General features: G+C 64.4%; 26 protein-coding genes. 22 read left to right on the top strand and 4 right to left on the bottom strand.

Features of this window, described 5'->3' with window-relative positions; all coding sequences use genetic code 11:
• The first annotated feature begins 29 nt into the window (after positions 1-29).
• The 12 genes from ACFVSJ_RS04325 (at position 30) to ACFVSJ_RS04270 (ending at position 13324) form a co-directional block, all read left to right on the top strand.
• Entirely contained in the window at positions 30-1079 is a 1050-nt protein-coding gene (locus ACFVSJ_RS04325; protein ID WP_387434714.1) for a Gfo/Idh/MocA family protein, read from the top strand.
• Positions 1076-1861, top strand: a complete 786-nt coding sequence (locus ACFVSJ_RS04320; protein WP_387434713.1) for a hypothetical protein — start codon at positions 1076-1078, stop codon at positions 1859-1861. Before ACFVSJ_RS04325 ends, ACFVSJ_RS04320 begins: the two co-directional genes overlap by 4 nt.
• A gap of 109 nt (positions 1862-1970) precedes the next feature.
• Positions 1971-2987 carry a VOC family protein gene (locus ACFVSJ_RS04315; RefSeq protein WP_387434712.1) on the top strand — a complete coding sequence of 339 codons (1017 nt, stop codon included), beginning with the start codon at positions 1971-1973 and terminating at the stop codon, positions 2985-2987.
• A gap of 169 nt (positions 2988-3156) precedes the next feature.
• Positions 3157-4101, top strand: a complete 945-nt coding sequence (locus tag ACFVSJ_RS04310) for a fumarylacetoacetate hydrolase family protein (protein ID WP_387434711.1) — start codon at positions 3157-3159, stop codon at positions 4099-4101.
• A 5-nt stretch (positions 4102-4106) separates the two neighbouring features.
• Positions 4107-5099 carry a cyclase family protein gene (locus tag ACFVSJ_RS04305; protein ID WP_387434793.1) on the top strand — a complete coding sequence of 331 codons (993 nt, stop codon included), beginning with the start codon at positions 4107-4109 and terminating at the stop codon, positions 5097-5099.
• Positions 5100-5126: 27 nt separating this feature from the next.
• Entirely contained in the window at positions 5127-6263 is a 1137-nt protein-coding gene (locus ACFVSJ_RS04300) for an FAD-dependent monooxygenase (RefSeq protein ID WP_387434709.1), read from the top strand.
• Positions 6260-7264, top strand: a complete 1005-nt coding sequence (locus ACFVSJ_RS04295) for an amidohydrolase family protein (protein ID WP_387434708.1) — start codon at positions 6260-6262, stop codon at positions 7262-7264. Before ACFVSJ_RS04300 ends, ACFVSJ_RS04295 begins: the two co-directional genes overlap by 4 nt.
• A complete protein-coding gene (locus ACFVSJ_RS04290; protein WP_387434707.1) occupies positions 7261-8226 on the top strand; it encodes a fumarylacetoacetate hydrolase family protein in 966 nt (321 codons plus the stop codon). The genes ACFVSJ_RS04295 and ACFVSJ_RS04290 overlap by 4 nt, the downstream gene beginning before the upstream one ends.
• Positions 8227-8374: 148 nt before the next feature.
• Positions 8375-9871 (top strand): MFS transporter, encoded by a 1497-nt coding sequence (locus tag ACFVSJ_RS04285; protein WP_387434792.1) that lies wholly within the window; start codon positions 8375-8377, stop codon positions 9869-9871.
• Positions 9872-9891: 20 nt separating this feature from the next.
• Complete coding sequence (locus tag ACFVSJ_RS04280; protein WP_387434706.1) at positions 9892-11520, top strand: GMC oxidoreductase; 1629 nt, start codon at positions 9892-9894, stop codon at positions 11518-11520.
• Positions 11521-11693: 173 nt separating this feature from the next.
• On the top strand, positions 11694-12068 hold the full coding sequence (locus tag ACFVSJ_RS04275; protein WP_387434790.1) for a MarR family winged helix-turn-helix transcriptional regulator: 375 nt from the start codon (positions 11694-11696) through the stop codon (positions 12066-12068).
• Positions 12065-13324 carry an MFS transporter gene (locus ACFVSJ_RS04270; RefSeq protein WP_387434705.1) on the top strand — a complete coding sequence of 420 codons (1260 nt, stop codon included), beginning with the start codon at positions 12065-12067 and terminating at the stop codon, positions 13322-13324. The genes ACFVSJ_RS04275 and ACFVSJ_RS04270 overlap by 4 nt, the downstream gene beginning before the upstream one ends.
• Here the strand turns inward: ACFVSJ_RS04270 and ACFVSJ_RS04265 are convergent.
• Complete coding sequence (locus tag ACFVSJ_RS04265) at positions 13321-14118, bottom strand: IclR family transcriptional regulator (protein ID WP_387434704.1); 798 nt, start codon at positions 14116-14118, stop codon at positions 13321-13323. The two genes, ACFVSJ_RS04270 and ACFVSJ_RS04265, sit on opposite strands and share 4 nt — an antisense overlap.
• A gap of 135 nt (positions 14119-14253) precedes the next feature.
• Here ACFVSJ_RS04265 and ACFVSJ_RS04260 point away from each other — a divergent pair, with 135 nt between their 5' ends.
• The 5 genes from ACFVSJ_RS04260 (at position 14254) to ACFVSJ_RS04240 (ending at position 17747) form a co-directional block, all read left to right on the top strand.
• Positions 14254-15351 carry an App1 family protein gene (locus ACFVSJ_RS04260; RefSeq protein ID WP_387434703.1) on the top strand — a complete coding sequence of 366 codons (1098 nt, stop codon included), beginning with the start codon at positions 14254-14256 and terminating at the stop codon, positions 15349-15351.
• Positions 15352-15403: 52 nt separating this feature from the next.
• Positions 15404-15832 carry a hypothetical protein gene (locus ACFVSJ_RS04255; protein WP_387434701.1) on the top strand — a complete coding sequence of 143 codons (429 nt, stop codon included), beginning with the start codon at positions 15404-15406 and terminating at the stop codon, positions 15830-15832.
• A 157-nt stretch (positions 15833-15989) separates the two neighbouring features.
• Positions 15990-16595 (top strand): TasA family protein, encoded by a 606-nt coding sequence (locus ACFVSJ_RS04250; protein WP_387434700.1) that lies wholly within the window; start codon positions 15990-15992, stop codon positions 16593-16595.
• A 33-nt stretch (positions 16596-16628) separates the two neighbouring features.
• Complete coding sequence (locus tag ACFVSJ_RS04245; protein WP_387434699.1) at positions 16629-17066, top strand: hypothetical protein; 438 nt, start codon at positions 16629-16631, stop codon at positions 17064-17066.
• A gap of 66 nt (positions 17067-17132) precedes the next feature.
• Entirely contained in the window at positions 17133-17747 is a 615-nt protein-coding gene (locus tag ACFVSJ_RS04240; protein ID WP_387434697.1) for a dihydrofolate reductase family protein, read from the top strand.
• A gap of 6 nt (positions 17748-17753) precedes the next feature.
• Here ACFVSJ_RS04240 and ACFVSJ_RS04235 read toward each other — a convergent pair whose 3' ends face one another.
• Together ACFVSJ_RS04235 and ACFVSJ_RS04230 are read right to left on the bottom strand one after the other, a co-directional pair.
• Entirely contained in the window at positions 17754-18260 is a 507-nt protein-coding gene (locus ACFVSJ_RS04235; RefSeq protein WP_387434696.1) for a methyltransferase family protein, read from the bottom strand.
• 9 nt (positions 18261-18269) lie between these two features.
• Complete coding sequence (locus tag ACFVSJ_RS04230; protein WP_387434694.1) at positions 18270-19634, bottom strand: MFS transporter; 1365 nt, start codon at positions 19632-19634, stop codon at positions 18270-18272.
• A gap of 191 nt (positions 19635-19825) precedes the next feature.
• On the opposite strand from ACFVSJ_RS04230, the gene ACFVSJ_RS04225 reads away from it, so the two are divergent.
• The 3 genes from ACFVSJ_RS04225 to ACFVSJ_RS04215 all read left to right on the top strand — a co-directional run bounded on the left by ACFVSJ_RS04225 (position 19826) and on the right by ACFVSJ_RS04215 (position 22954).
• Complete coding sequence (locus ACFVSJ_RS04225) at positions 19826-21055, top strand: MFS transporter (RefSeq protein WP_387434693.1); 1230 nt, start codon at positions 19826-19828, stop codon at positions 21053-21055.
• Positions 21056-21269: 214 nt separating this feature from the next.
• Positions 21270-21785, top strand: coding sequence for a RidA family protein (locus ACFVSJ_RS04220; protein ID WP_387434691.1), 516 nt, complete (start codon positions 21270-21272; stop codon positions 21783-21785).
• A gap of 20 nt (positions 21786-21805) precedes the next feature.
• The gene (locus ACFVSJ_RS04215; protein WP_387434690.1) at positions 21806-22954 is read left to right on the top strand and encodes an alanine racemase; all 1149 of its coding nucleotides are present in this window, start codon (positions 21806-21808) and stop codon (positions 22952-22954) included.
• On the opposite strand, the gene ACFVSJ_RS04210 is transcribed toward ACFVSJ_RS04215, so the two are convergent.
• Complete coding sequence (locus ACFVSJ_RS04210; RefSeq protein ID WP_387434688.1) at positions 22951-23247, bottom strand: hypothetical protein; 297 nt, start codon at positions 23245-23247, stop codon at positions 22951-22953. The genes ACFVSJ_RS04215 and ACFVSJ_RS04210 overlap by 4 nt on opposite strands.
• Positions 23248-23472: 225 nt before the next feature.
• On the opposite strand from ACFVSJ_RS04210, the gene ACFVSJ_RS04205 reads away from it, so the two are divergent.
• Together ACFVSJ_RS04205 and menC are read left to right on the top strand one after the other, a co-directional pair.
• Positions 23473-25101, top strand: coding sequence for a PucR family transcriptional regulator (locus tag ACFVSJ_RS04205; protein WP_387434686.1), 1629 nt, complete (start codon positions 23473-23475; stop codon positions 25099-25101).
• 188 nt (positions 25102-25289) lie between these two features.
• The gene (gene menC, locus ACFVSJ_RS04200; protein WP_387434685.1) at positions 25290-26426 is read left to right on the top strand and encodes an o-succinylbenzoate synthase; all 1137 of its coding nucleotides are present in this window, start codon (positions 25290-25292) and stop codon (positions 26424-26426) included.
• The last annotated feature ends 169 nt before the right edge of the window (positions 26427-26595 follow it).

Below are 26595 nucleotides of genomic sequence, written 5' to 3'. Positions count from 1 at the left end.
TAATACTGACAAAAGCATGGAGGGATGTTGTGAACATAGGATTTCTGGGCGCAGGACCGGGTGTCGGAGCGCTGCACCTTCCTACGGTGCGCCGCCTCGGGAGCGGGTTCCGGGTGGGACACGTTGCCGATGGAGGCAGCGGCAGGGCGGAGCAGCTGGCCGGGCCATTAGGTGCACGGTGGTCTTCAGGAGATCGGGAGCTGCTTGCCGATCCCGACGTCGATGTCGTGGCTATCTGTACTCCGCCCGCCGAACACGAACGGCAGATACATGCCGCGCTCAGTGCCGGCAAGAAGGCCATCTTCTGCGAGAAGCCGCTCGCCACTACCCGGGAAGCGGCTGCCGCCGTCGTATCCGCATGCCGCGATGCCGGAGTTGCGCTGATGGTGGGCACCAACCATCTCCATGACCCCGGTTGGCTCCGAGCTCGCCAACTGCTTGAACGGCAAAGCGAGCCGGTGCAATCCATCGCCGTCACTCTGGCCCTGCCTCCCAATGGCCGTTACCACGCGGTGGTTTTCGATGGAGGGCCGTTCGAGGCTCCGTCCCGTGGGCGGCCGGACACGAACAATCCTGCCGTCGCCGCAGCCATCGTGAAGCAACTGATCACAGGCCTTGCGATCCACGACCTCCCGGCAATCCGGCATTTCGCGCCGGACATCGAGGCTGTGCAGTACGCACGGTTTGTCCCACCCATCGGCTACGCCGTGGGGTATACCGCCAGCGGGATCGACGTCCAGCTTGCCCTCACCATGCTCCCGGGTGGACCGGATTCCCTCTGGCGGATGACCTTCTTTACGGAGAGCCTGCGGCTTGACCTGGACTGCCCGCCGCCGTTCGTGCATGCCGGCAGCGGTTCGGTCACTACGCGTCATGCCGATGGTTCCGTAACCGAGCACCCATCGTCGCGGCTCGATGGCTATGAAGCGGAGTGGCAGCATTTCGCGCAGCTCGTGGACGGCTCGCGCCCCGTTGACTATGACCTCATCCTGGCTGACGCCCTGTATCCGATCGAGCTGGCCGAGCGGGTTTTCGAAACCATGATGTCCGGGGCCGCAGCAGCAGGAGCCCGCCCATGAGCGCCGCCGTTCCTGTCTTCGCCACGACTGCGGGCTACCGTGCCGCGGTTGCGGAACTGCCCATGGGCGCCCGGCAAGCGGAAGCGGCCCGGGGTGCGGTGGTTGTGGTCCCGGGCGAAGGGCAATGGTGGACCGCGCTGCTGGACGCGCAAGCCAACGGTGCCGTGGCCGCCGTCGTCGGTAATCCGCAAAAGGTTCCGGCGGAAGCGGTGGCGACCCTCCGGGGCCTGCTGTCCATCCCAGTGGCGGTCGAGCGGCCGTTCGCGAGGCAGGACGACGTTGCTGCTGCCGTGTCCGCCCGCGCCGGCAGCCCGGCGACGCTGGTGACCATCGAATGCGCCGCGGCCCCTGGCGGCTTGGCGTCCGCCCTGCGCGACGGCCTGCGCTGGGCAACAACGCTGGCAGGTGGGCCACTGGAGCGCATCCGGTCCGGAGGTGGAACGGCCCTGCTTCAAGCCACGCCGCCCTCCGGGCACCTCCCCGTGACGGTGCTGGCCACGAGATTGTCCGGGACGGCAGCCGCTCCCATGCTGCGGGTAGCGGCGCTGGGCGAGGTCCGGTCGGTGGTCGAATCGGACGCTGCGGGGCACGGAGTCCGGCTCACGACGGCTTCGGCAGACGGATCCACCACATCGGCTGCCCGCTACGAGGGCCCCGCCCGGCTGGCCCTCCGTCGGGCCCTCGAAGCCGTTGCAGCCGCGTGTCCGCTGCCGGACCTGACCGAGCTGCTGGAGGACCAGGAGATCCTTGCCGAACTCCGGCCGGAGCATAACCAAGGCTGATCTTCGGCATAGGCAATATCGTCTTCCCTGATGTACCGGACGGGCCAGAGACTTGATGTGGGCAGCTTCACAGAACCAGTCGCCAAACGAATTATTGAAAGGATCGAAGATGATCAAGCTTCTCTCCCACCTCTCCTACGTGGCCATCACCACGCCCGACGTCGAAGCCTCCGTTGACTTCTACGTAAAGCAGGTAGGGCTCAAGGTTGTTGACCGCGTTGACGGCGCCGTCTACCTGCGGTGCTGGGGCGATTACTACCGCTACAGCGTTGTGGTTGTCCCCGGCGACGAGCCGGCCTTGGAGACCATGGCATGGCGTACCTCCAGTGCCGAGGCGCTGGAGGAGGCGGCCCGCAGGATCGAGGCCGCAGGCGTCACCGGTGAATGGATCGACGTTCATGGCATCGGGCGGGCCTACCGTTTCACGGGTCCGTGGGGCCACAGCATGACCCTGCACTGGGACGTCACCCGTTACCAGGCCGAAGGCAGCGAACTCTCCACCTACCCGGATCGTCCGGCCCGCCGCAGCATGGTTGCCGGTGCCCCGCGCCAGCTGGACCACGTCACCATCGCGACGTCCGACGTTGACGGCTTCGCCAAGTGGTATAACGACGTCCTCGGCTTCCGGATCATGGCCAGGACGGTCCTTGACGAGGCTCCCATCTCGGTGTTCTCCGTCTTGACCACGAACGAAAAGTCCCACGACCTCGGCGTCGTGCTCGACGGCTCCTCGCGCGCAGGCCGCATCAACCACTACGCCTTCTGGGTGGACACCCGCGAGGAACTCCTGATCGCTGCCGACACCTTGATCGAGAACGGCGTCCCGATCGAATACGGCCCCTCCATCCACGGCATTGGCGAGCAGAACTTCCTCTACTACCGCGAACCGTCAAGCCTGCGCATCGAGCTCAACACCGGCGGCTACCGCAACTACGTCCCGGACTGGGAGCCCAACACCTGGACCCCTTCCCTGGGTTCGAACAACATGTACCGCAACGGTGCCATGCCGATGTCCATGACCGAGTCCTTCCCGCCCGCCGACGGCCCCAGCGCCACGGAAGAAGGCGTCCCGGACGAGATCAAGGAAGCGCTCTTCAACCCCTACGCCCGCCAGGGCCAGGGCTAGAGAAACAGGCCAGGGCTAACCACTCGAGGCATCACCGGCAGGGGTATCCATGCCGGTGATGCCTTGTATAACCACAAATTGATTTACTTATGTCGATTTCCGACATTAAATGAAAGTGGGCCGCAAATGGTCCACGAGGGGAGTTACGTTGACGACGACGTCAGGACAAATGGAAGCGCCATTTGCCATCGCGCGCTACCGCGACGGGAAGACCGCCAGCTTGGGACTCATTGCCGGCGAACGGATCCGCCCACTGGGTCCGCAGGAGCTCGGTGCCGCCGACCTTAACGCATTCCTCGCTGCGCCCGACTGGGACCGCCTCGAAGACCTGGCTGCACAAGACGGACCTTGGCTGCCCTTGGACAGCGTGACGCTCACCGCTCCCGTGGAACCACGGCAGGTCCTGCAGACGGGCGCGAACTACCGCACGCACGTCATCGACCTGGTGGTGGCCGGGCTGGCCAAGGATGACCCGCGCTCCCCGGAGGAAGCCCGCGAGTGGGCCGGGAAGATGATGGACGACCGCCAGGCGAACGGCGAGCCCTACTTCTTCATTGGCCTGCCGGCCTGCGTGGTGGGTGACGATGTGCCCTTGGTGCTCCCGGCCTATAGCCAAAAGCATGACTGGGAACTGGAACTCGCCGTCGTCATTGGAACCGAAGCCTTCCGGGTGTCCAAGGAAGACGCCATGAGCCACGTTGCCGGGTACACGATCGTCAACGACATCACCACCCGCGACCTTGTCTTCCGCCGCGACATGAAGGAAATCGGCACGGACTGGTACCGCGGAAAGAACGCCCCCGGCTTCCTTCCAACGGGACCCTTCCTGGTACCTGCGCCGTTCGTGGACCCCGCGAAACTCAAGGTGAGGCTGGAACTCAATGGTGATGTCATGCAGGACGCCACCACGGATGATCTCCTCTTCGACATCCCGGCACTGGTCTCGGCCGCATCGCAGAACATGCCGCTGCTGCCCGGCGACCTGCTGCTCACCGGAAGCCCTGCCGGCAACGGAGCCCACTGGGGCAGGCTCCTGCGCGACGGCGACGTGATGACCGGCAGCATCCAGGGCCTGGGTACCCAAGTGGTCCGCTGCGTAGCAGAAAAGTCGTGACCACCATGAACCTGGAAAGCCCGGACCTCCTGGACCGTAACGACCCCGACGGCGAAATCGCCCGCCGCGGCAAGGCCTACCGCAACTGGGGACGCTGGGGCGATGACGACGTCCTGGGAACCCTGAACTTCATCGACGCCGCCAAGCGCAAGCAGGCCGCGTCCCTGGTGCTGGACGGCGAGGTCATCTCGCTCTCGCAGCCCTTCGACATGAACGGCCCCCAAAAGGGCTGGCGCCGCCGGACCAACCCCGTCCACACCATGCTGGACACGGGAACGGATGCAGAACGAGGCACCCAAGGTTTCCCGCACGGCCTGGGCGGAGCGGACGATGTCATCACCATGCCGCTCCAATGCTCAACGCAATGGGACGGTTTGGGGCACATCTTCGATCACGGTGCCGCTTGGAACGGCCGCCGTGCGGGGGACGTGGTGACCAGCGACGGCGACCTCGTTACCGGCATCGAACACGCTGCCGCTGCGCCGGTGTCCCGCGGTGTGCTGCTGGACCTTGGCCGCTACCTCAACCCTGAAACGGGCGAGCTCCCGGACGGCTACGCCATCACCACCGCGGACCTGGAAGCCTGCATCGAAGCCCAAGGGGCCACCAGCACGGCAGGCCCGGGAGACATAGTCCTGGTGCGCACCGGCCAGCTCACCCGCGCCCGGCGTGAGGGCTGGGGCGATTACGCCGGAGGCCCGGCGCCCGGGCTCTCATTGACGACGGCGGGCTGGCTCCACCGCACGGAAATCGCCGCCATCGCCACGGACACCTGGGGCTTCGAAGTGCGTCCCAACGAGTTCGACGTACCGGCCTTTCAACCGCTCCACCAAGTGGTCATCCCGAACATGGGACTCACCGTGGGTGAGCTGTGGGACCTGGACGCGCTCGCCGACAAGTGCCGGGCCAAGGGTCGCTACGAGTTCCTCCTGGTAGCGGCGCCGTTGCCGATCACGGGTGCGGTGGGTTCGCCCATCAATCCCGTCGCGATCCTCTAATACACCCGAGACAAACAAGGGGTCATCATGACTGCAGTACAGAAAGTGGCGATAGCCGGCAGCGGTGTGGCTGCCATGGCGACGGCCATCCAGCTCGCCAAGGCGGGAGTCGCCGTCGAGGTTTTCGAAGCGAAGCCGGAACTGAGCGCGCTCGGTTCGGGCATCACGCTGCAGGGCAATGCCCTCCGCGTATTCGATGCCCTGGGCGTGTGGGAAGACGTACGGGAAAAGGGCATGGCCTTCGAAGGCCTGACCCTCCGCGCACCGGGCCCGGACGCTCCGGTGATCGCGCAGCTTCCCGAGGTCAAGACCGGAGGCCCGGACTACCCCGCGTGCATGGGCATGTACCGCCCCGACCTTGCCAAGATCCTGCTGGAGCACGCGGAGAAGGCCGGCGCGAAGGTGTCTTTCGGCTCCACGGTGTCCGGCTTCGACGTCACCGGGGACAACAAAGTGGAGGTCTTCGTCAACGAGGCCTCGGCAGGAACCTACGATCTCCTGATTGGCGCGGACGGCGTGAACTCCTCGGTCCGGAGCCTGATGGGGATCGACACCACCCCGGAGAGCACCGGCATGGGCATCTGGCGGGCCTTCGTTTCGCGTCCCAAGGACGTGGAACACAGCGAGCTCTACTACGGCGGTCCGGTGTACATTGCCGGCTACACGCCCACCGGCGAGGACACCATGTACGCGTTCCTGGTGGAAAAAGCCCAGGACCGTTTCGGGGTCTCTGACGCGGAGGCAACGGGAATCATGCTGGGCGAATCCATGGCCTACGGCGGCCCGTGGAATTCCATCCGCGAGGACCTGAACCAGGGAGCCAAGGTCAACTACACCTGGTTCACCAAGCACCTGGTACCCGGCCGCTGGAACCGCGGACCGGTGGTGATCATCGGCGATGCCGCGCACAGCTGCCCACCCACGATTGCCCAGGGTGCCGCCCAGGCCCTCGAAGATGCCGTGGTTCTTGCCGAACTCCTCGTGGGCTCGGACGAGCTCAGCGAGAAGCTCTGGGACAGCTTCCACGAGCGCCGGATTCCGCGCGTCCAAGCTGTGGTGGACGCCTCCGTCCAGCTCGGCGAGTGGCAGATCGAAGGCAAGAAGGACGCGGATGCTCCGGGTCTGCTTTTCGGCATTGCCCAGAAGATGGCGGTCCCCGCATGACCATCGATGTCCACGCCCACGTGCTGCTTCCATCCCTCCAGGCCGAGGTGGAACGTCGGGCACCGGAGGCTTTCAAGGCAGCGGCCGAACTGGAAGCACGACGCAACGGTCCGGCGAGCCTGGCCGCCTCGGGCCGCATGATTGGCGAGCGGTTCCCCAAGCTCACGGATGTCCGTGCCCGCCTGGCTGCCATGGACGCGCAGGGCGTCGACCACCAGTGGGTCAGCGCCTCCCCGAACCATTTCTATCCGTGGGCCGAAGAGGGCCTTGCCGTCTGGACCGCCACGGAGGCCAACCGCCTGGTGGCCGAACACGTTGCCCAAGCACCGGAGCGCCTGACGGGACTGGGCCTGGTGCCACTGCAACACCCCGAGCGGATCGTGGAATGCGTCGACGACGCCATCCTCGGCCGGGGCCTTGCAGGCATCGAGATTTCGTCCTTCGCCGGTGACGTGGAACTGTCCGACGAGCGACTGGAACCCTTCTGGAGCCGCGTGGAGGAACTCGGCGTCGTCGTGTTCCTCCACCCCTTCGGGTGCAGCCTTGATGAGCGCCTGGATCGGTACTACCTGTCCAACACGGTGGGCCAGCCCGCCGAAAATGCCGTGGCGCTCTCGCACCTGATCTTCTCCGGCGTGCTGGACCGCCACCCCGCCCTGAAAATCCTGGCTGCCCACGGCGGCGGCTACTTGCCCACCGCGATCGGCCGCTCCGACCACGCGTGGCGGGTCCGGCCGGAGGCCCACGGCTGTGCCGAGGAGCCCTCCAGCTACCTGCGCCGGATCTGGTTCGACACCGTGGTCCACGATCCTTCGGCCCTGCGTCACCTCGTGGAGGTCGCGGGACCGTCCCAGGTCCTCATGGGTAGCGACTTCCCGTTCGACATGGGGCCGGAGGATCCGGTTGCCGAGGTGCGCGCAGCCGGGCTGCCGGACGATGTGACCGGACAAATCCTGTCCGGCAACGCCGCGGCCCTCCTAAGCGAACGGGTCCGGGCATGAAAATCGCGCGCTGGCAGGACGGTGCAGAAACAGGCGAGGGCTTCATCATCGATGGCGCCGCAGTCCCGTTTCCGAACGGCCTGCGGGTGGCCGAGGTCCTGGCGCGTGGTTTGGCCGGCGCCCGGGAGCTGTACGGACGGTTGAACCACGACGCCGGGCGCCCGCTTGGCGCTGTCCGCCTACTCGCGCCGTTGGTTCCGGCGGCGATCAGGGATTTCGTGGCCTTCGAAGAACACGTCGAAGGGGTCTCTGCGTCGGTGGATGGAAAGAGTGAGGTGGTGCCGGAATGGTACGAGGCACCCACCTTCTACTTCACCAATCCACACACTGTGCTGGGGCCGGGAGAGCCCGTCATTCCGCCGGTAACGCAGCGCTTGGACTTTGAGCTCGAGATCGCTGCCGTCATTGGCGGGGCGGGAGGGTCCAACCTGTCTGCCAGGGAAGCCGAAGAGGCAATTTTCGGCTACACCATCATGAACGACTGGTCCGCCCGCGATATCCAGTCGCGCGAGATGAAGGTGCGTCTTGGTCCCGCCAAGGGGAAGGACTTCGGGACCAGCCTGGGTCCGTGGATCGTGACGGCCGATGAGCTGGAACCCTATCTGGATGACGACGGATTCCTGGCCGTGCTGGCCCAGGTCTTCGTCAACGGGGAACTCGTGGGGGAGGACCTCGTGTCCAATATGGGCTGGACCTTCCCTGAGCTGGTGTCCTACGCGTCCAGGAACTCCAAAGTAGTCTTTGGCGACGTCCTCGGTTCCGGAACCGTCGGCAACGGCGGTTGCCTTGGCGAGTTGTGGGGCAGGCGCGGGGAACTGTCGCCCGCGCCCCTGGGCCAGGGTGATGCGGTCCGCATGGTGGTGGAAGGCCTCGGTGAGCTGACGGCTACCGTGGGTGCCGCCGTCGTGGGTCCTGCCGTTCCCCGGGCACGCAGCCGCAGCCGCGCGCGGGCCAGAGTCTAAAAGCATCAATCTTTTGTTGCTTTTAGACTAAAGCCATCTTAGAATGAGAGTGGCGTCGGGATCCCTCCACGGATCCGTTCCCGGCAGTGAGGATGCTGCCGGGGCACAACCCGTCGCGTCGACGGCCCGATCGTTCGGGCAGAACACCATGCCACTCTCACCCTTAAGACTTCGCTTCCTGGTCGCATCACTGCTGACCGTGTCCTTCCTCGGGGCACTCGACCACACGGTCGTTTCCACCTCGCTCGCCACCATCGCCGGCGAACTCGGGGCCCTGGAACTCATGGGCTGGGTGGTGGTGGGCTATACCCTGGCCAGCACCGTCCTCCTGCCCGTCCTTGGAAAACTCGGGGATGTCCTTGGCCCGCGCAGGGTCTTCCTGGTCTCCCTGCTTCTTTTCCTCGTAGCTTCGCTCGCCTGCGGGTTCGCGCAGGACATGACCTGGCTGGTGGTTTCCCGCGTGGTCCAGGGCATGAGCTCAGCCGGGCTGCAGCTCATGTCCCAAACCATCATTGCCAAGGTGACCACTCCCCGGGAACGGCCGCGGTACATGGCCATCATCGGCGCCGCTTTCCCGATCGCCATCCTGGTAGGTCCGGTCCTCGGGGGAGCCATCACCGATTACTGGGGATGGTCCTGGGTCTTCTGGATCAACATCCCTGTGGGCCTCGTTGCCTTGGCCTTTGCCTTCGTGGCGGTCCCTCGGCTTGGGCGCGGAGTGATTCCCCGCCACTACGATGTGGCCGGTGCCGCCGCCTTCACCCTGGGGCTGGTGTCCTTGGTCCTCGGCGTCACGTGGGCCGCTGAACGCAGTGGCGGAGTCCAGGCCGTTGCTGCATTGGTGGTAGCGGCGATAGCGCTCTTCGCGTTCTTCGTTATCGAAGTCCGGGCGCCGGAGCCGATGGTTCCACTGCGTTTCTTTGCCGACCGGACCATTGCCGTGGGCACGGCACTCTCGGCGATCATCGGCGTCGGGCTCTTCTCCATTACCGCCTACCTGCCCACGTATTTCCAGATGGCGTACCAGGTCAGTGCAACGGTCTCCGGACTGGTTCCCATAGCAACCGTCCTGGGCATGCTGGTGAGCAACCTCGTGACGGGGTGGCTGGCGAGCCGCACCGGACGGTACCGGATTTTTCCCATCATCGGCACGTGCATGGGCGCGGGCGGCCTGTTCTTGATGGCGGGCCTGCCAGGAGGGCTCCCGCTCTGGGTGCCCATGCTGGTCATGGCCGTGGTGGGAATGGGAACCGGTTCTTTCATGAGCCTGATAGTGGCCGTAGTCCAGAGTGCTGCGCCGGACAACCAAACCGGGGCGATCACGGCGTCCATCAACTTGGTGCGCCAGGTGGGGTCCACGATTGCCACGGCCATCATCGGTGGCAGTATCGCCTTCGGCGTTGCGCAATTGCTGCCCGCCGGACTGGATCCGGCGTCCCTGACTCCCCACGCCGTCCACCAAGCATCGGCGGCCACGCAGGAGGCGGTTGCCGAAATCTACGGCCAGGTATTTACGCCGATCTTCATTGCGCTCGCGGCCACCTACGCAATCGGCATCATCGCTGCCCTCCTGCTCCCGCACGGGCGCTTGTCGGATGAGCCGCGCACTCCCACTCCAGAACCCGCCGAGTCCCTTTCGGCCTGACCTCCACGAAGGAGAAACCCATGACTTCCCAGCACTTGTCCGCGAACCCGACCATCGCCGTCGTCGGCAGCGGGCCGATCGGCTCCACCTATGCGCGTTTGCTGGTGGAAGGCATCCCGGACGCCAAGGTCATCATGTTCGAGGCAGGCCCGCAATTGACGGACCGCCCCGGCGAAAGCGTGCGCAATATCCCCGATGCCGAGGCGAAGGCCCGCGCCCGGGAGATGTCCCAAGGCCCGCAGGCCGGTGCCTTCCGCGAGTCGCTCGGCATCCCGGCCGGAACCGTGACCGAAGGGATGTTCACTGCACGCCAGGGCACCCACCTCCTCGACTTCGGGGGTGCGGGGTCGGCGCACGCGGAGACCTTCCCGGCGGCGGCTGCGGCAACCAACGTCGGCGGCCAGGGAGCCCACTGGACCTGCGCCACGCCGTCGCCCGCCTTCAGCGAGAAGATCCCGTTCATCGACGACGCCGAGTGGGACAACCTCATTGGCCGGGCCAAGGAACTCCTGCACGTCCAAAGCGCGGCATTTGCCGATTCCGGCGTTGGCTCAGCCATCCGGTCCCTCCTGGAGGAGGAATTTGCCGGTGAGCTCCCCGAAGGCTACGGGGTAAGTACGCTCCCCGTTGCCGGTGACCCTCAGCCTGATGGCTCCATGCGTTGGGCCGGAGCGGACGTTGTCCTTGGATCGCTCATTGACCCGGCATCGCCGCTGTCCCAGCGGTTTGAACTCCGCGACCTGACCCTGGTCCGCCGGGTGGAAACCGAGGGGAACCGGACCACCGGCGTCACGGTGGAAGACCTCCGCACCGGGGAATCGTCCTTTGTGGAAGCCGATGTTGTGGTGGTTGCCGCGGATGCGTTCCGCTCTCCGCAGCTGCTGTGGGCCTCCGGCATTCGTCCCAGCGCGCTGGGCCACTACCTGACGGAGCACCCCGTGGTGATCTCCACGGTGGCCCTCGACGCGGAGAAGATGGAACGCTTCGCCACTGAGTCGGACTTGGACGCGGAACTCGCGCGCCGTGCCCAGAATCCCGCCGACCCGGTTGCCGCCGTCAACCGCATCCCCTTCTCCGAGCCGGACCACCCCTTCTCCGTGCAGGTGATGTATTCCGAGACCACCCCGTTCCCGATGCCGGCCGATGCGCCCCGCGCGCTGAACCGTTGGGGCTACGTCAACATGGGCTACGGCATGCGAAAGCACCCTCGTTTCGAGGACGGCGTGGTCTTTGACGACAACGAGCTGGACTACCGCGGCTTCCCGAACATGACCATCAGCTACGCCCTGACGGACCGGGAAACTGCCGAGATCGAGGATGCTACGGCACGGCTACGCCGCGCTGGCGAGGCGTTGGGTGAGTTCGTGGCTGAGCCCCGCTTGATGCCGAACGGTTCCAGCCTCCACTACCAGGGCACCTTGCGGATGGGGGATTCCGACGACGGCACTTCGGTTGCCGATCCATGGTCACGCGTGTGGGGCTACGAAAACCTGGTGCTGGGCGGCAATGCCTTGATCCCCACTGCGACGGCGATGAACCCGACCCTGATGAGTGTGGCGATCGCGGTTCGTGGAGCGCGGAAGGTGGTGGCAGGCCTGGCCTCCGCCAGCGTGGAAGCCGGTGCCGAGGAACAGGTGGTCAGCGCCTGAGCTGAGGGCGTCCGCCTCGTCACATTCAATGGACAGCCTCCTGAGGTAAGGAGCATACTGGTTAGCAAAGCTAATTAGCACTGCTAACTATTTTCCCAACCTCAGGAGGCGCCTCCATAGTGACCACGGCCAACGAACCCGACACCCTCGCCATCGACCTTCGCACCGCGGTGATGCGCACGTCCCGCCGGCTTCGGATCGAAGCGACAGGCGATGTCATCACCCCTGGCCAGTACACCGTGCTGGCCCACCTCAACACCGAGTCGCAGACCCTCAGGGAACTTGCCGAACGTGAGCATGTGCAAGCGCCTTCGATGACCCGGATCGTGAACGCCCTGACGGAACAAGGCTTCGTGTCCCGGCAAGCCCATCCCGGCGACGGGCGCCAGGTCCAGATCAGCATCACCCCCGCCGGGCAGGACGTCCTGGCCGAGGCACGCAGCCAACGGACCGCCTGGTTGGCGCAGCGCGTTGCAGGCTTGAGCGATGAGGACCGGCAGATACTCAGCCGGGCCGCGCACATCATGCAGGAAATGAGCGCCAAATGAGCGCCATGTTCCAGGCCCTGGAAAACCGCAACTACCGGATGTGGGCCGGCGGTGCGCTGGTCTCCAATATCGGCACGTGGATGCAGCGCGTGGCCCAGGACTGGCTGGTCCTGACTGTCCTGACCAATCACTCCGGCACCGCCGTCGGCGTCACCACTGCCTTGCAGTTCCTGCCTATGCTGTTGCTGGGTCCATACGCCGGCGTGCTGGCCGACCGCTACCGGAAACGGGTGATCCTGCTCTGGACCCAAACGGCCATGGGCATCTGCGGGCTGATCGTCGGAATCCTGGTGGTTACCGGAGTGGCCCAGTTGTGGCACGTGTACATTGCCGCGGCGGCCTTGGGCCTCGCTGCCGCCATGGATGCGCCCGCCCGGCAGGCCTTTGTGTCCGAACTCGTAGGGCCGGACAAGATCGCCAATGCCGTAGCCCTCAACTCGGCGTCCTTCAACAGCGCCAGGCTGACGGGCCCGGCCATTGCCGGCGTACTCATTGCCTGGATCGGCACGGGTCCGGTCTTCCTCCTCAATGCAGCGAGCTTCGTTGCCTTGATCCTTTCCCTGTTCCGGGTCAAGGTCTCCCAGCTTGAACCCTCGACCCCCGTCGCCCGCGGCAAGCACCAGTTCACGGACGGCCTGAGCTACGTCCGCCAGCGCCCGGACCTGGTGCTCATCATGGCGATGGTGGGGCTGCTTGGAGCCTTCGGGATGAACTTCCCGGTCACCAACTCCTTGATGGCCACGGCGGAGTTCGGCATGGGGCCCGAGGAATTCGGCGCGCTGGGATCCATCATGGCCGTCGGAACACTCGCGGGGGCGCTGCTGGCAGCCCGGCGTTCCGGACCCCGCCTGCGCTTCATGCTCGGCGGAGCCTTGTTCCTTGGCGCCTTCACGCTCGTGGCGAGCATCGCGCCGTCGTTCTGGATCTACGCCGTTGTCCTGATTCCTGTGGGGCTGGCATCCATCACCTTCCTCAACAGCTGCAACACCACCATCCAGTTGTCCGTGGAACCGCAGTTCCGCGGAAGAGTGCTGGCGTTGTACCTGGCCATCCTCCAGGGCGGCACGGCGATCGGCGCGCCGCTCATGGGCTGGATCGGTACTGAGTTCGGCGCCCGTTGGGCGGTGGCGGCGGGCGGCGCGATCGTCCTGGTGACCGGCGTCGCGTGCGTGATCATGGTCAGCCGGCGCAGCCAAAAGACCATCCGCGAGCACGTGCGCAGTGTGTGGCGCAGACGGCGCCCGGCGCTGCGCTAGTCCGCGGCGGACGGGTTCATGCGCTGCTGGACTTTGCCGGCAACGGCAACCAGGCGGGCTGACAGCTCTGCCTGCTTCTCCGGGCTTTCCATGCGGTGCAGGGGCCCGACGACGGACACGGCGCCCAGCATGGTTCCCACCGAGTCCCGGACGGGAGCGCCGAAGGCGATGATGCCGTCTTCCAGTTCCTGCACCGTGCTGGCCCAGCCGCGCTCGTGGACCGTCTTCAGTTCCTTGGCCAGCACGTCGCGGTCCGTAATGGTCCGGGATGTCAGGGCTTCGAGCTTGTCACCCAAGGCCATGCGCAATTGCTCGGGAGTGAGCTCCGCGAGGAGCACTTTGCCGGTGGCCGATGCGTGGTGCGGCCATTGCATGCCGTACATATCGGACATGGTGACACCAAGGATCCGGGGCGAGGACTGCAGCACCAGGTCCAGTTCGTACAGCCCTCGCCGGAGGCTGAAGGTCACTGTTTCTCCCGATTCATCGGCAAATTCGTCCAGGATGTCCTTGATGCGGGGCACGACGCCCGATGCGGGGTCCACCGTCTGCGCGAGGCGGCCGAGGTCCCACCCCAGGGAATACAACGTGTCCTTGCGGTCCACCATGCCTTCGTCCTCCAGCGTCATGAGGAGCCGGAAAGTGGTGGCCCGGGCCAGTCCGATCTTTCGCGCAACATCCGTGACCGTCATGGGTGTGCCCGATGCCGCCAGGGCGCGCAGGATGCTGATGGCCCGGGTCACTGAGCGGTTGGAGGCGTATCCCTGCTGGGGTGTTTCCGGGCTGCTGGTCACGTGGGTCGAGCCTTTCGCGTAGTGGTCTACCCAACCTTAACCGGCGGCGTCGTCCAAGTTGCCGCTTCCCCCGCAAGGCCGGGCCCCGCAGTCGGCCTCGGACCCCGCAAGGCCCGCCCGTGCCAGACTGGACGCATGCGTTCACGTTCCCAGACACCGCGCACACTTTCCGAGACGGACGGAGCCGGCCACCCGCCGTCGTACGCCACCGCGGGCCGGCGGCACCTGGCCACAAGGATCGACGACGCCTGGTTGCGGTTCCAGAACAGGCTCGCCATCCGCCGTGGCCATGAGGTGACCGTGATTCCGCATACCGGCTATGGATCCACGTCCTGGGTCCGGGTGCTGGCGCGCGTGGTGCGCAGCGATCCGCGTTATGCCGGAAACGGCTCGGCGGATGGTAAGCGGAAGCCGCTCACGGATGGGCTGCGCGGTTGGCGCAACTTCACGAGTGCGCCTGTGGCGCACGCTGCCGTCCGCATCACGGTGGATGGGGTGGAGTACGACGTCGAGGCGGACCGCGGCGGGGTGGTGGACGCCAGGATTCCGGCTGGCCTTGCACCCGGCTGGCACACGGTGACCCTGCAGGCCGGGGCCTCCAAAATGGTGGAGGCGCCCGTGCAGGTGGTGCCGGACGACGCGGATTTCGGGCTCATCTCCGACATTGACGACACCGTGATGGTTACCGCGCTGCCGCGTCCCTTCCTCGCGGCGTGGAACACGTTCGTGCTCAACGAGCACGCCCGTACCCCGACGCCGGGCATGGCCGTGCTGTACGAGCGGATCACCAGGAAGGCCCCGGAAGCGCCCGTCCTGTACCTTTCCACCGGTGCATGGAACGTAGCACCCGCGATCTCGCGCTTCCTGTCCCGCAACCTGTATCCGGCCGGCCCCAAACTCCTCACCGATTGGGGGCCCACCACGGACCGCTGGTTCAGGAGCGGGAAGGAACACAAACAGGGCAGCCTGGAACGCCTTGCGGAAGAGTTTCCGGGCATCAAATGGCTCTTGGTGGGCGATGACGGCCAGCACGATGTTGCCATTTACTCTGAGTTCGCGCAGCGCCACCCGGAGAACGTGAAGGCGATCGCCATCAGGCAGCTCTCGGTGGGTGAAGCTGTGCTTGCCGGTGGCCGTTCGTCCGACGCCCAGCCGACGCCTGGAGTTCCTTGGATTTACGCCCCCGACGGTGCCGGCATGTCGGCGCAACTGGAACACTTAGGCATCATTTGACCGCACCTGCGCTAATATTTAGTAAGGATGCTTAGTTATGTGAGGTGCAGCCATGGCAAAGGATTCAACTCCATCGGGCGAAATGTCCGTGCCACAGGGGGCGCGGATGTGGTGCTCAACGTGCGGCTCGGACGAGCACTTGGTGCTCCACTCGATTGAGTCCGTCCGGGCGCACACGGTAGGCCTGTTGGTGGCGGTGTCCTACAGCTGCGCGGACTGCGGGTCCGTGATCTCCCATTTCACCCCCTTCCGCGAAGTTGCCGCGAAACTGAACACCAAGGCAAACCTCGAAGGCCTGATCCTCTTCGGCGACAGCTACCTCCACTGTGGCGAACCCATGACCAGGATCCCCATCGAGGTCAGGCGCAGTGTGACAGCGAAACCGATCCCCGGCGAGGACCTGGTGCTCCTCGATGTACGGCTGGGGACCAAGGTCCTGCAGTGCCTGGGCTGCGGCTTCAGGCTTGAGCTGCCTGCTTGAGTAAGTCTTGAGGTTTTCCTGTTGAACCCTTGCGGGTTTGCGGGATTTCGTCTAGAGGTGTGGGCGTCAAAGTGTTTCTTGTCAGCCGGAAAGGCTGGAAACAAGAGAATGGCCGTCCGGGGAAACGGTGGCCACGTTGAAAAGGACACTGATTCACATGGCCATCAGCCTCAAGACCACTTCCGGCAAGATCCTCGCTTCCGTTGCCCTGGTGGGCACCGCGGCCGCCGTCGCCGGGATGGGCACCTACGGTGCGTTCACCTCCTCCACCTCCGCTTCCCAGGCCGTGACCGCCGGGACCGTGACCATCGCCCTGGGTACCGGGGCTTCGAACACCCTGAACGTCCCGGTCGCGGGCCTGCTGCCCGGTGACAAGGTGGAAAAGCTCGTCACGCTCTCCAATACGGGCAACTCGGACCTGAACAACGTCACCCTGACCACCTCCGCCGGCGCCACCGGCTCGCTGCTGACCACCGATACCGTCAATGGTTTGCAGTTGACCATCGAGAACTGCTCGGTTCCGTGGACCGGCACTGCAGCCCCGTACACGTGCGGCGGGACCAAGACCACCGTGCTGGCCTCGGCCCCGGTGATCACCGCGAACAAGGTCCTGAACAACCTGACCTCCCTGACCTCGGCCAAGACCGACAACCTCAAGGTCACCACCGCGTTCCCGACCACCGCGGACAACACCTTCCAAGGCGCCACCTCCACCATCGCCTTCTCCTTCACCGGCACCCAGCGCACCGAAACCGTCAAGTAGCACCCCCAACCACGCCACGCGAAAGGACCAGTCGTGAAAAGCCGCTTCAACCTCCTGCGCAGCATCGCTGTGGCCCTGGTTGTGGCGGCTGGCGTGTTTACGGGTTCGACGGCGGCAAGCGCGGCCTTCCGGGATGTTGAACAAGCCTCTCCGCAGTTTTCCGCAGCGAGCCTGGCCGCCCCCGCTGCCGCCAACGTCACCATGAGCTGCCAGTTCGCCATCCGGGCCACCGTCACCGTGAATTCGTTCAGCACGGTGGCCAACGCCAACTACCACGAGATCAAGATCTTCGACCGCTCAGGCAACCTCGAATTCACGGGTGATCTCAGCAAGGCGGCAGGCAAGACGTACACCTCCGGCTACGAAGTGATTGGCACGTGGTCCTACGAGATCCGCGGCTACTACAAGGTTCCCGGCACATCAAACGCGTGGACGGGAAAGGTGCTCAAGGGCAACCTCGCTTGCGCCTAGGGAGCTCTGGTCACGAACCCCTCGCCGTGGCAGGGTGGTGGCAAACCACCACTTGGAGGAGCGCACATGGGAATGCTGTCCGTCGATTTGTTCATCACCCTTGATGGTGTCTACCAGGCACCCGGCGGTCCCGACGAGGATCCTTCCGGCGGTTTCGAGTTCGGTGGCTGGCAGGCGGCCTACTCGGACGAAGGGACCGGGGCGGTGATCATGGCCGGCATCGACCGCATGGACGCCCTGCTCCTGGGCCGCAGGACCTACGACATCTTCGCGGGGTACTGGCCCAACCAGAGTGCCGACGATCCCATTGCGGGCAAGTTCAACAACATGCCCAAGTTCGTGGTGTCGCATTCACTAACGGACCCGTCGTGGCAGGGCACTACGGCATTGTCGAATGTATCCGAGGTGGCGTCCATCAAGGACCGCTTCGATGATATTCACGTAGTGGGCAGCGGCGACCTTACCCGTTCTTTGCTCAACGCCGACCTCGTTGACCGGTTGAACCTGTACGTCTATCCGCTCACTTTCGGCAAGGGCAAGAAGCTGTGGACCGAGGGGACGGGAATCCCGGCGGCCTTCCGGCTGGTGGGGCCGCCGCAGGCTTTCCCCAAGGGCGCCCTCTGCCTGGTGTACGAACGCGCCGGGGATCCCGTGACGGGAATCGACATCGGCGCGCAGTAGCTTCCTTCACCCGCGCCACGGCGTGAGCCGCGGCCACCACCCCGGCACGTGGCGTCGGTAATCGAGGTACTGCTCGCCATATCTGTCGGTCAGTGTCGGCTCCTCATAACCTTTCACGAACGTAAAGACAGCCAGGAAAACCAGCGCAGCATAGAACGCAACCCACCAGTTCGCGAACAGCAGGGCCTGCCCCAGGACGATCGTGAGGACCGCCAGATACATCGGATTCCGGACAAAACGGTAGACGCCGGTGACCACCAGCGTCTCGGTGGGCGCCACCGGTGCCGGAGTCCCGCGGTGGATGGCGAAGAGCGCGAACGCGTACAGCAGGAAGGCAACCCCGACGGCGATGGCAACCATCGCGATCGGCTCAACGAACCAGGCCTCACCCCACTCGTGCCGCCGCCAACCGGAGATGGTCCACGGCACCAGCCCCGCGACAATTCCGGGCGCAAGGAACAGGAAGGCAATGGTGCCGATCCATGCGCGGGCGGAAGAGGCGGGTCGTGCCATGAGGCCAGATTAGTTCGCTTCGAGCTCGTCCAGCGTCTTGCCCTTGGTGTCGGAGGACAGGAGCGTGGCGACGGCGGAGACCAGGCAGATGCCCAGGGTGGTCAGGCCAATGACCATGGGGATGTTCGCGGAGCCCGGAGGAGCGATCGCCGTGAAGAGGCTCGGGAAGAATGAGGCGATCATGAGGCCGATGTTCTGGGAAACCGCGAAGCCGGTAACGCGCATCCGCATGGGGAACTGTTCCTGGAAGAACGTGGCAAACGTGCCGTTCCACATCTGGAAGAAGATGCCTTGCACGATCACGACGCACACGAACACCAAGGGCAGGCTGCCCAGCTGGATCGCGTACAGGTACCCCATGGTGAGCAGGCCACCCACGATTCCACCGGCAACCATCAGCGTCCGCCGGCCGATGCGGTCGGACAGGGCGCCGAACACCGGAATCGTGACCACCGCGGCAACGTTGGCGGCCATCGTGACCCACAGGAACTCGCTGCTGGAGAATCCGATGCCGTAGCCCTTTTGCGTTGCAAAGGAGACGCCGAAGATGAGCGTTGCCATGCCGATGACGTTGGTGAAGGTCATGGCGATGCAGCGGACCAGGACCCATGGGTGGGTGCGGAGAAGGTCGAACAGCGGGAAGCGGCGCTTGGCCGGGGCAGCCTCGGACTGTGCCAGGTAAGCGGGCGGTTCCGTGACGCGGCGGCGGATGATGTAGCCGGCCAGGATCACCACTGCGCTCAGCAGGAACGGGATGCGCCAACCCCAGAAGTGGAACTGGTCGTCGGGGAGCAGGGACGCGAGCGGAATCAGGACGGCCGTGGCCAGGATGGAACCAACCTGGGTTCCCTGCAGGCTGAAGCTCGCGAAGAACCCGCGGCGGGCGTCGGGGGAGTGCTCCACGATCATGGCGCTGGCCCCGCCCAGTTCGCCTGCCACGGCGAAGCCTTGGATGAGGCGAAGGATCACCAGCAGGACGGGAGCCAGGAGTCCCACCTGTCCGTACGTGGGGAGCAGTCCGACGGCAAAGGTGGCGAAGCCCATGAGCAGCATCGCGAAGACGAGGACTTTCTTGCGTCCGTGCTTGTCGCCGTAGGCGCCCAGGACCACTGCGCCGATCGGACGGGAAACGTAGCCAACAGCGTAGGTGGCCAGGGAAGCGATGATGCCCACGGTGGGGTTTTCGCTGGGGAAGAAAATCGTGGGGAACAGAAGCGTTGCAGCCAGCGAGTACAGGGCGAAGTCGTAGTACTCGAGTGCGCTTCCGATCCAACCGCTCATCGCGGCTTTCTTGGGGTCTTTGTGGCCCTGTCCGTTCTCGAGAGGGGCGGTCTCGAAGGTGGGCTGGACGTCCCGGCGGTGCATGACGTTCATTCGTGAGTCTCCTTTGTCCGTCATTGGCAAGGAACAAGAGCTCTTCCCCGCACTTCGACGTGAGGAGGGTTACATCTTGAATCGATTCATAAATCATAGGACGTGACCTGCGCTACGTCAAAGGGAGGAGCGCTTGTAGGGGTAACGCCAGTGACTCCCTGAGCCCGGAATGCCGCCGTAGCGTTACAGGAATGAACAACCCAGCCGTGACCGCCTCGACCGGCCCGCGGACCGCAGCAGTCGCCGCCCCGGCCAAGGAAAGCCGGGGTTTCATCGCCGCCACCGCATCCTTCACCAGTGTCTTCGCCGCCGGCGCTGCCGTGATTCCGCTGTACGACACCTACCGAGTTGCCGATGGCCTCACGAACGACCAATTCTCACTGGTGGCCGTCGCCTATTTCTGCTGCGCCGTCTTCGCCCTGCTCTTCCTCGGCCGGCTCTCGAACCACTTTGGCCGCCGCCCCGTGTCCATTGCGGCGTTGGCGCTCGCCGTCCTCGGATGCGTCATGCTGTTGTGGGTCCACAGTTTCCTGCCCCTGCTGCTTGGCCGGTCGCTCCAAGGGCTCGCGGCCGGCGTCGCCTCAAGCGCCATCGGCGCCTATGTGGTGGACACGGCACCCAAGCACCCGAGGTGGCTCGTCGGCGCAGTCACGACGGCGGGTGCCACCGTTGGGCTGTCCTTTGGGGTATTCCTCTCGGGCATCCTGGTGGAGTTCGCCCCAGCCCCGCGGCAGCTCACCTTCTGCGTCTTCGCCCTGCTCCTCATCGCCTGCGCCATCGCGCTGGCCACACGGCCTGAAACGGTCAAACGCGTGGGCGGCGCATGGCGGTCCCTTCTCCCGAACCTTGCCGTGCCCGCTGCCGCGAAGCCGCACCTTGCCCTCGCGTCCGGCGTTTTCGTGGCGACGTGGGCGTTCGGTGGCTACTTCAACTCCTTCGGTCCCTCCATCGCGGCCGACAACCTCGGCTCGCACAGCCCGATCATCGCCGCTGCCGTCTTCGCCTCGTACATGGCGCCGGGCTTCCTCGGCGGATTCCTTGCCGGGCGGCTGGGTCCCGGCACGGCGCAGCGGGTGGGAATGACTTTGGTTGCCGCCGCCGGTGCCGGCCTTGCCTTCGCGAGCATCGCCGGGATCCTGGCTCTCTTCATCGGCGCCGGCGTGGTGGGCGGCGTCGGCATGGGCATTGCCACCTCTGGCAGCATGAACAAGCTCCTGCCCCATGCCCTCCCCAAGGAACGCGCCGGGCTCCTGGCGGTCATCTATGCAATCTCCTACACGGGATCCGCACTGCCCAGCCTCGTCGCCGGCCAACTCACCCGTTCCCTCAGCCTCCCCGCCATCACGGCCGGGTATGCCGTGCTCGCGGCTTTGGTTTGGGTGGCGACGCTGGTGTGGGCGGGGAACAGGGCCCGCACTTAACGCACGACGACGGGTGGCCGCCTTTCGCGCAAAAGTCGGCGCCCGTCGTCGTACTTTGCCGTCAGCCGGTCCGCCGCCGCCGTCGAGAGCGAGCGTTGGGTTTTGTACTTTCGCACCGGTTTGACGCAGATATTCGTCAGGAATGCCGATGCTTTCTCGTGTGAAGCGCAGAATACTGGATCGCGGCAGCCGTCTTCCACAGAGAGATTTCTACGTGTCCTTTACAGCATCCCCTCGCAGACTCGATCCAAAACAGGGTGCTGCCCGCACCCCATCGCTGTGGGAGCAGCGCCTCGCGGAATCGAACTACTCCCTGCCGGAAGTGAGCAAACCGGCTGGTATCTATGTCCCGGCCGTCCGGTCCGGGAACTTGGTTTACACCTCTGGGCAGCTTCCGATCGTTCAGGGCGTGATCGAACGGCCCGGAAAAGTTGGCAGCGAAGTCTCAGTCACAGATGCGAAGGCAGCCGCGGAACTCTGCGTACTCAACGCTCTTGCCGCGATAGAGGACTTGGTGGGGCTCGACTCCGTGGTCCGTGTGGTGAAAGTGGTGGGTTTCGTTGCCTCGTCAAGCGACTTTACGGGCCAGCCCGACGTGGTAAACGGGGCATCGAAACTACTCGGAGAGGTCCTGGGCGACGCGGGAGTACATGCCCGCTCGGCCGTCGGTGTTGCCGCACTTCCCTTAAATGCATGCGTCGAGATCGAACTCGTTGTCGAAGTGGCATGAGCCGCTGCAAAGGACCAAGAGTGATCTCTGCTTCATACCCGCAGTTGTGCCTGTCCGTTGATGCGCTTCAGCACAATATCGACATCATGGCCTTCTGGTGCAGTCAGCGGGACGTGGCTCTGGCGCCACACGTCAAGACAACGATGTCCGCGCCAATCATCGAGCGGCAGGTCGCCGCAGGCGCCGCGGGAGTCACCGTCGCAACCGTTGACCAAGCGGCGACTGTGCTTGCTTGGGGGCACTCCTCAGTCCTCATCGCCAACCAGGTGGTGGATTCGTTCGGTCTCTCACAGTTGAGATCCCTGCTGGCGGAAGACTCCAGCCGGGAGATTCGGTGCTTTGTTGACTCCGAGGGCGGTGTAAAAGCAGCCTCGCAGGCGTTCGCGGAACCCGGACCCGTGCTTGAAGTGCTTTTGGACATCGGAGCTCCGGATGGACGCACCGGCCTCCGTGACATTGTTGAGGCCCGACGGATTGCAGAGCTCGTGGCGGACGCTCCTGAACTCAAGTTGGTTGGAGTGGCAGGCTACGAGGGCGTCGCGCCGAATGAGCGAGGCGATGACACCATCGCAGCGGTTGACGACCACTGTCGCCGCGTGCGGGACGTTTATCTCGACGTCGCCCATCTTTTTGAGACGGGTACACCCATCTTTTCAATGGGTGGGTCCGCGTTTCCGGACCGTGTTGTTGAGTTTCTCCCTACCGACGAGCAAGTGCCTGGCACGATCCGGCTTCTTCGGTCCGGTTGCTACGTAGCCCACGACCACGGTACTTACGCGGGGGTTAGCCCTGTCCCTGGCCTCATCCCGGCGTTGGAAGTCCGTGCGGTGGTGTTGTCCGTCCCTGAACCCGGCCTGGTCATCGTCGGAGCAGGTAAGCGTGATCTGCCGTACGACGCCGGATTCCCGGTGCTCTTGGCCGCGTTCGGGGTTGACGGCCAAGCAAAGCCCAAGGCCCGTGGCGTGGTCCGGAAGCTGTACGACCACCACACCGTCCTGGAGAAGGCTAATGGCTTTGACGTGGGGGATATTGCTCATTTCGGGATCTCCCACCCCTGCTCGGCCTTCGATCGGTGGTCAAGTTACCTCGTCACGGATGCGGAAGGGCGAGTTGTCGATGTATGGCAAAGCACTTTCGACCGGTCATGGCGGACACTCTTCGAAGGCTAAAGGGTCTGGGGTGCCCAGTGGCCGGCAGACCAAACCTCCAGCCGGGCATCCGTGACGCAGACGGCACCCTGAAAAGACCTGACCAGAGTGGCGGCCCGCCCTGGAAACGACGCGAATGTGGCGGTCATGTGGGCATTGTGGTCAGCTGCGACCGTGAAATCAACGCTTTGGACATCGGTACCCCGACGATGAATGACCGACACAAGCCGGAGAAGGGCGGAAGCGCTGGAAGGGGACGGGGCGACGCTGACGGTCACGCGATAGACGCCTTCGAGCAGATCGGCGTGATTCATCGGAGAGTTCCTTCTTGAGAGTGGGCCATGAAATGTTCACTTTCTACGGTGCACCAATCCGGTGGAGTGCGTCTTGTACAAAAAGGACAGCATTGGACGCGTTTTCTGTGTCATCGGCACCGACCTGAACCTATAGCGTCTGTTCAGGGCTTTGATGCGCGAGTATCGTACAAGCGTCCTGACACCGGAATGCGTCCAGCTGGCCCCAGAAAGGAGAGTTCCATCATGGTCGATTTGCACTACCCTGCCGGGGTGTCTGGTACGGCGACCCTCGGCCGCCTTTTCGATCGGCTTGGCTCCACCCTTCTCTCAGTTGAGGCCGGGCACTTCGAACCCGGGACCAGCGTCAGCTCAGTGGCCTTCTACGATCCGATTGATCCGCCGATTGTGGTGCCAGGTACGGTGGTGCTTTGGGTGGGAATGGCGAGTGCGGAGGGCGCTGCCCAACAGATAAGATCCTTCTCGGCCGATGGGGCGGTGGCCCTGGTGATGAAGGAACCAGTCCCAAATGATCCGGCAATCGCGGAGGCCGTCGCCGAGACGGGCATGGTGATCTTCGGACTCATTCGGGGCGCTTCCTGGATCCAGGTGGCATCAATGCTGTCTTCCGCGCTCAGCGTCCCTGACTCCAACGGGCTCGCGGTCGGAACCGGTTCCGACGAACCTACGGATCTCTTTGAATTGGCGAACATGGTGGCGGCCCTCTTGCAGGCGCCCGTGACCATCGAGGACCTCTCCTCGCGGGTTATGGCCTTTTCCGCCGACCAAGCCGGCACGGACGAATCGCGCCGGTTGACGATCCTCGGGCTGCAAGTGCCAGCCGTCTACGGAGACGACCACCGCGCCCAAGGGGTCTTCCGGCGCATCTACACATCTGACCGTCCGGTCTTCATCCAGCCGAGTATTCCCACGGAGTTTCCCCGCGTTGCCATGAGGGTAAAAGCCGGCGAGGAAGTACTCGGGTCAATCTGGGCGGTGGTACACGAACCGCTGACGGAGCGGCGTGAACAGGGTTTTGTCGAGGCCGCGAGCGTCATTGCTCTCACCATGCTGCGTGCCCGGGCAACGTCTGATTCGTTTGCCAGGCAGCGTCTCGGGCTGGTGAGTACATTGATCGAGGGAGGTCAGCAGGCGAGGGACGCCGCCAAGCAATTGAATATTGCCTCGCTTCCGACGTGTGTTGTCGCCTTCGGGACCAGACATGAAGCTGCTGAGGACCCGCTTCGTTCAGAAGCCGAACTCCAACGGGTAGTGAGTTCGCTGAACATGTACCTCCACCCACTCTCCCCGGGGGCACTGGCGGCACTGATCAGCGGCACGATCTATGCGGTAGTGCCCCTCCGCGCCGACGACGAGCGTGCCCAGCAGAGGGCTGTTCGGCTTGCCCGGGAATTTATCGCCCGTATGGACACGACCAGCAGGTTCCTCGCGGGAGTCGGTTCAGTAGCCCACAGTGTTACGGATCTCGACCAGTCAAGGTCAGAAGCGGATGCTGCCCTGCGCGTCCTGCAAAGTGGCACCTTCGAAAAGGGGCCCGTTCAGACTCTGGCCGATGTGCAGGTGGAATGGTTGATGCTGCGTATTGCCAACACGTTGGCAGACGATGGTGTCCAAGTAAGTGGGCCGCTGGCAGTCCTCATCTCACATGACGAAGAACATGGCACGGCCTACGTCGAGACCCTCAGAAGCTGGCTGGAGCATTTCGGCGACGTCAGGATGGCCGCAGACGCCGTTCATGTGCACCGGAACACGTTCCGGTTTCGTCTCGCGCGGCTGTGCGAGATCGGCGGGATCGACCTTTCCGACGCCGACACACGCTTTGGTCTCATATTGCAGTCACGCCTCTTCGGCTGACACCCATCGCCTGGGTACGGGCTCTGCAGTCAGTGTGCGGGCGGCATAGTCGCCGGATGCAGGATTGTTCTATCGAACGATGTATGAGGGCCTCCGAACGGGCAAGGTTAGGTCAAGTTGCGGCGTCGATCAGCGGATCGCCTTGGCAAACACACCCGCGGTTCACGCCGCACCGAAAGGAATTCTGCATGAACATCATCGAAGTTGAGCTGATAACGGTAAGAATGCCGCTCAAGAGCCCATTCACCACATCATTCGGTACTCAGACCGAACGACGGCCCCTGCTGGTGAAGGTTACAGCTCTCGAAGACGGTGTGCAGACCATTGGCTGGGGGGAGTGTGTGGCGATGAGTGATCCTCTGTATTCCGAGGAGTACGTGGATGGTACCCGGGCCGTTCTCGAAAAGTATCTCGTCCCCATGCTGTTCGCGCACCAAGCTGCCGGCCACGATGTCACGGCAGAGACGGTGGGGCACGTACTTCGACCGATCATCGGACACCGGATGGCGAAAGCCGGCTTGGAGATGGCGATTTTGGACGCGCAACTGCGTGCCAGCGGACGTTCTTTCGCCTCGTACTTTGGAGCAACTGTTTCGAAGGTCAAGTCGGGGGTGTCAGTCGGGATCGCGGACTCGATTCCCGAACTCCTCGATGTCGTTGGAAACTTCCTTGGCGAAGGTTACGTGCGGATCAAGCTCAAGGTGAAGCCTGGGTGGGATATCGAGCCAGTGCGAGCGGTTCGCGAGAAGTATGGCGACATTCCTCTTCAGGTCGACGCCAATGCCGCCTACACGCTGGCCGATGCACCCACACTTCGCCGGTTCGATGAATTCGACTTGCTGCTTATAGAACAGCCGCTGGCCGAGGACGACCTGCGGCAGCACGCAATCCTCGCGAAGACGATGCGGACTCCCATGTGCCTTGATGAGTCCATCGTGTCTGCCGAACGAGCTGCCGACGCGATTGCCTGGGGCGCAGCGGATGTCATCAATATCAAGGCGGGGCGTGTAGGCGGGTACGTGGAGGCAAAGCGCATCCATGAGATCGCACGCGCCAACGGTATTCCGGCGTGGTGTGGTGGAATGCTTGAGTCAGGCCTTGGACGAGCTGCGAACTCGGCGCTGGCGGGTTTGCCCGGATTCACGCTGCCGGGCGATATCTCTGCCTCCGACCGCTTCTATGAACAGGACCTGACTGAACCGTTTGTGCTGGAGGACGGTTACATCAAGATCCCGACGGCACCAGGACTTGGAGTCGAACCGATCCCAGGTGTGCTCGCCGAAATGACGGTACACACCGCATCCGTGCGTCCGGACCGCGGGTAAGCACTGCGAACTCTTGCACGCTCTCAGCCCGTCACGAACCTGGCGATGGGCTTCGCAAGGCCCTCCCAGTCGTTCTGGTGGGGCCTTTCGCCGTTGGTGTTTCATGGCGTGACGGCATGGCCAATCCGCGGTTGGTCAAACAGCACAGTGCGGCGCTCACATTGGGTGC

The sequence above is a fragment of the Paenarthrobacter sp. NPDC058040 genome (assembly GCF_042885775.1).
Classification (GTDB): Bacteria; Actinomycetota; Actinomycetes; order Actinomycetales; family Micrococcaceae; genus Arthrobacter.
This window is presented reverse-complemented; position numbering and strand designations above follow the sequence as displayed.